A 4,698-nucleotide genomic window follows, 5' to 3' on the forward strand; every position below is an offset into this window, starting at 1 on the left:
CTCTGCATTTATAAAGAAAAACATCTTAAAAACAGTTTTCTATTTCAGCAGCATTAAATGCTCTGACGGAAGATACAGATACCGGGGCAGGTTTTTTTCTGCAGGCTCGTCAAAACTGCCCTTGGGGCGCATCCACCAGAGAACTGCATCTTCTTCCATCTCCGGGCTTTTTACCAGATACTGATGCTCAAAGGTCGTTTCCACATAATCCACTGACTGAAACAAAATACAGTTTTCCGTTTTGTGATCCGTTCCCTGCATCCAATGTCCGCGGATTGCCACATGAGTGATATCGGATCCTATTTTTTTCTCTGTACGAAGAGCAACGCCCCAGTCTAGGGCAAACAGCTCGTAATCTCCCAGCCGTTCGATCCTGGAATGGTTTTTGCACCCGGTAAGTCTTGCTGCTTCCAGAAACTCCGGCTGCTCAAAAAGCTTCCGGGTATCTCCAAATATCAGAGTTTTTCCCTCTTTCAAAAGCATCAGATTCCTGCAGAATCGAAAAGCTTCATCTCTGCTGTGAGTGACCATAATCATATCTCCCGTATATTCCTTCAGGAAATCCTGCATATCCTTTTGAAGAACGTCTTTTAAAAATCCATCCAGAGCGGAAAAAGGCTCGTCCAGAAGAATAACCTCAGGCTCCCCAATCATCATTCTTGCCAGGGCAACTCTCTGCTGCTGCCCTCCGGATAACTGAGAGGGATACCGATTTTCCAGCCCCTCCAGATGATATCGGCAGATAAAATCCTGTACTTTTTCGTCTCGAAGTTTTTTTTCGCCCCGAAATCCACAACGAATGTTGTCACGAACTGTCATTGTCGGAAAAAGCGCATAATTCTGGAAAAGATATCCTACCTGGCGTTCCTGTGGTTTCAGATTGATTTTTTCTTCTGAATCAAAAACCGTTTTTCCATGAATCACAATCTTTCCTCTGTCCGGTGTCTCAATACCTGCAATGCAGCGCAGAGTCATGCTTTTGCCGCTTCCGGAAGCTCCCAGAATTCCTGTAGATAAATCCGTCGTCTCAAATTGTACTTTCAGAGTAAAGCCTCTGAAGCTTTTTTCTATATTTACACTTATGGACATATTTTCCTTCCGTCTCACTTTCCCCTGACAGTTGTTTTTATAAACCTTGAATATGTTTTTTTATATATTCAGGTATTGATTCTTGTTTTTCTTCCTTCGTACCGCCAACAGCCACAAAAACACAAAGCTCTTTTCTGTTTGTATGTGATACACATAAAAAACCCGACATTTCTTTTATATCCTCATATTACTGCTTCCATTATGCATCATTCAGTAGTTTCTCACTGATGGCTTTGTATTCATATACAAACCATTTACTTTTTAGATCCACCGTCTGCTTTTCATTCCTCTTCCTGATACAATATTGATCAATGACACGATAAAAAAAGAAATAAGCACAATAATCACAACCCAGAATCCTGCTACATCATAATTTCCCGCCGCAGTCTCCGCCGCAATTGCAACAGAAACAGTTCTTGTTTTTCCCAGAATATTTCCTGCAAGCATGGAGGTTGCGCCATATTCCCCGATTGCTCTGGCAAAAGCAAGAACTGTACCGGATACAATGCCCGGAGCAGCTGCCGGAATAATAACTTTCCAGAATATTTTCCGATCGCTCATTCCAAGGGTCTGTCCTGCATAGATCAGGTTTACGTCTATCTGCTCAAAAGCTGCCCGGGCATTACGGTACATCAGAGGAAACGCTATTACAGCAGCCGCTACAATGCACCCTTTCCATGTCTGCACGATCTTAAAATCAAAATTCTCCAGGAGAAACTTTCCAAAAGGTCTCCGCAGGCTGAAAATAATCAGCAGAAAAAAACCTGCAACTGTAGGAGGCAGCACAAGAGGCATTGTCAGAATACCATCAAACACTGCTCTGGTCACAGGCTTCATTTTCATTATTTTTCTGGCGCACCAGATTCCCAGAAAGAACGCGATAGTAGTAGCCACCGCGCCTGTTTTCAGGGAAATCCATAAAGGAGACCAGTTAATCTCCTGTATAAACTCACTCATCATTCATTCTCCAATGTACAGAGCTTTGGTAAATTCTTATTTCTATGTCACTCTGCTGTTTTCTCCTGCTCAGTGGGAGCTTCCCCAGTTTCTTCTGCTTCTGAGTCAGTTTTCTGATCTGCCTGTGTATCTTCCGCTTCCTCTGTGTCGTTCTCTTCCACTTCAGCAGTATAAGGGCTGAATCCATGCTCTTCAAAAACTTTCAGCGCATCTTCTGTCTGAAGATACTCAAAAAATGTCTCTGCTGCCACTTTTTCCTCTGGTAAAGCCTCTTCATCCTCTATCATGCCTACCGGGTAAAGAACCGGAGTTTTCAGAGCATCTGCCGGAGCCTCTGCAATGATTTCTACCTGATCTGCCACGGAAGCTGCATCTGTTGCATATACAACCCCTACCTCGTTGCTTCCCTGGGTCACTGCTGCCAGAACCTCTGTTACATTTTTTCCCTCGTTGATTTCCATTGCCTCTACCTGATCCATAATATCAAGGTTGGTAAAAATCTCTCTGGCATACTGTCCTACAGGAACATCCTCCCCTGCCAGGGCAAGATTCTCAGCCTCTGTGATATTCTCAAATCCTGTAACTTTGGTTTCTGTATCTTTTGTCTTAATCAGAACAACCTTATTTTCCAGAAGATTCACTACAGACTCTTCCTTTGCCAGTTTCTCCTCTACAAGGGCATCCATCTGCTTGGTTGCTGCTGAAAAAAAGATATCACATCTGGATCCTTCCTCAATCTGTGTCTGGAGAGTTCCTGAACTGTCCGCATTGTAAAAAATCTCCACATCCGGATACTTCTGATTAAAGTCCTTTTGTATATCCTCCATTGCATTGGCAAGGCTGGCTGCAATAAATACATAGACCTCTCCGCTGGGTTCCGCCGCCTGTACATTTCCTGCTGTTAATCCGACTGCCATCATTCCTGCAAGTGTAATAACTGCCAGTTTTTTCTTCATTTCCCTTCTCCTTTATTCATTTTAGTTTGTTTTAGTTCTGTTTTATTCATTTTATATCAGAAGACTGTTATTGTCAATTCATTTCCACTGTGTTATAGTAAATAGTAGTAAAATAGTTACTGTTCATGTGATATTATCCCACAAGGTGTTTTGTATTCTTTACCAGAGTCCCCGGGGTATGCAGGACAATTACTATTACTGAAGGTGATTGGGAAAACACTTTAACCAGACTGCCAGGAATGAAATGAATCGCAATGTAAAACAACAACTGCACACAGGCAATATTCTGCCAGATGTTTTTGTATGTTTCCAATATCCCCAAATATACAGGACAATTACCATTACTGAAGGTGATTTAAAAATATTTTAGCCATATTGCCCGAAATGCAGCAAACAGTAACATACCGGATTTCATTTCAGTTTACTTTCCGAAATAAAAATTAAAAAATACCTCAAGTAATTTTTGATGTCATGGAAAATACTGTACGCGGTAACAGAAATAACAGATACCAATAATTTTTACAATAATATATAAAGGAGAAATCATCATGAAATTAAGTGCAAGAAATCAGTTAAAAGGAAAAGTTGTCAGCATTAACAAAGGAGCTGTAAATTCTATTGTATCTATTGATATCGGAGGGGGAAATATTATTGTTGCCACCATTTCCTGTGCGGCTGTGGAAGAACTTGGTCTGGAAGTTGGATCTGATGCCTACGCTGTTATCAAAGCCACAAATGTTATGGTAGGAATTGATGAATAAGCTTTACACTGCCCAGGAAATTGCAGACAAGCTGAAAATAAAAAAAACTACAGTCTACGAACTCATCAAACGCGGAGAACTGGAATCTTCAAAAATAGGCAAACAGCTTCGAATCAGTGAGGAACAGCTGAATCGGTATCTTCAGGGAGGCGATGCATCTGTCTCTGAAGCGCCTTTGCCTTTTCCCGGTTTTCAGCCGGAAAGCTCTCTTCTGAAAAGAGACTATCTTCTGTATTCCAACGGTCTTATTATCAGCGGACAGGAATCTCCAGCTCTGGAATATCTGATCAACCAGATGGCTATTCATCCCCATGGACTTCCAGTGCTTCATTCACACCTAAATACTTATAACGGACTGTATTCTCTTTATTTTAAAAAAGTTCATGCCACCACTGCCGGTATTCTTCCTGAGCATATTCCTGCCCTGCTTCCCGGTATGTCCGTTGCAGCTTTTGTTCTTTATGAATATTCTCTTGGATTTTATGTCCAAAAAGGAAATCCGAAAAATATATTGTCCGTCAGTGATCTAAAACGTCCCGATGTTGCTCTCGCAAACAGAGAAAAGGGAAGTACCGGACGAATGTATCTGGATATTTTACTGAAAGATGCCAAAATATTGCCAGATCAGATCAATGGCTACCAGAAAGAACTGGTTTCTGATTTTTCTACTGCAAACGCAGTTCTGACCAGCCAGGCCGATGCTGCATTGGGAGCAGAATCCGTCATATTCAAGTCAAAAGACCTGGATTTTATTCCTCTTCAGCAGCTTCCTATGTTTCTTGTAATGGAAACGGAATCCCTGAACCGGCCCGGTTTTTCTGCTCTTGCAGAAATCATCCGTTCTTCGGAATTCCGCACTGCCCTCCGGCTGCAAAACGGCTGCCACACCTCCCGAACCGGAGAAATCTTATATTTATAAAAAGGGAACTCGCCCA

General features: G+C 42.0%; 5 protein-coding genes. 2 read left to right on the top strand and 3 right to left on the bottom strand.

Translation table 11 applies throughout. The features are described from left to right. Positions 1–39: 39 nt before the first annotated feature. From QVP40_RS12225 to modA, 3 genes are all read right to left on the bottom strand, one after another. Positions 40–1,089 carry a sulfate/molybdate ABC transporter ATP-binding protein gene (locus QVP40_RS12225; protein WP_022068672.1) on the bottom strand — a complete coding sequence of 350 codons (1,050 nt, stop codon included), beginning with the start codon at positions 1,087–1,089 and terminating at the stop codon, positions 40–42. A gap of 261 nt (positions 1,090–1,350) precedes the next feature. Then, a complete protein-coding gene (gene modB / locus QVP40_RS12230; RefSeq protein ID WP_022068673.1) occupies positions 1,351–2,046 on the bottom strand; it encodes a molybdate ABC transporter permease subunit in 696 nt (231 codons plus the stop codon). 47 nt (positions 2,047–2,093) lie between these two features. After that, the gene (gene modA, locus QVP40_RS12235; protein ID WP_022068674.1) at positions 2,094–3,002 is read right to left on the bottom strand and encodes a molybdate ABC transporter substrate-binding protein; all 909 of its coding nucleotides are present in this window, start codon (positions 3,000–3,002) and stop codon (positions 2,094–2,096) included. Positions 3,003–3,550: 548 nt separating this feature from the next. Here modA and QVP40_RS12240 point away from each other — a divergent pair. Both QVP40_RS12240 and QVP40_RS12245 read left to right on the top strand, forming a co-directional pair. Next, the gene (locus tag QVP40_RS12240; RefSeq protein WP_022068675.1) at positions 3,551–3,763 is read left to right on the top strand and encodes a TOBE domain-containing protein; all 213 of its coding nucleotides are present in this window, start codon (positions 3,551–3,553) and stop codon (positions 3,761–3,763) included. Beyond that, the gene (locus tag QVP40_RS12245) at positions 3,756–4,682 is read left to right on the top strand and encodes a helix-turn-helix transcriptional regulator (RefSeq protein ID WP_022068676.1); all 927 of its coding nucleotides are present in this window, start codon (positions 3,756–3,758) and stop codon (positions 4,680–4,682) included. The genes QVP40_RS12240 and QVP40_RS12245 overlap by 8 nt, the downstream gene beginning before the upstream one ends. Positions 4,683–4,698: the final 16 nt, after the last annotated feature.

Origin of the sequence: Blautia sp. CAG:257 (genome assembly GCF_000433815.1) — a bacterium.
GTDB lineage: Bacteria > Bacillota > Clostridia > Lachnospirales > Lachnospiraceae > Blautia_A > Blautia_A caecimuris.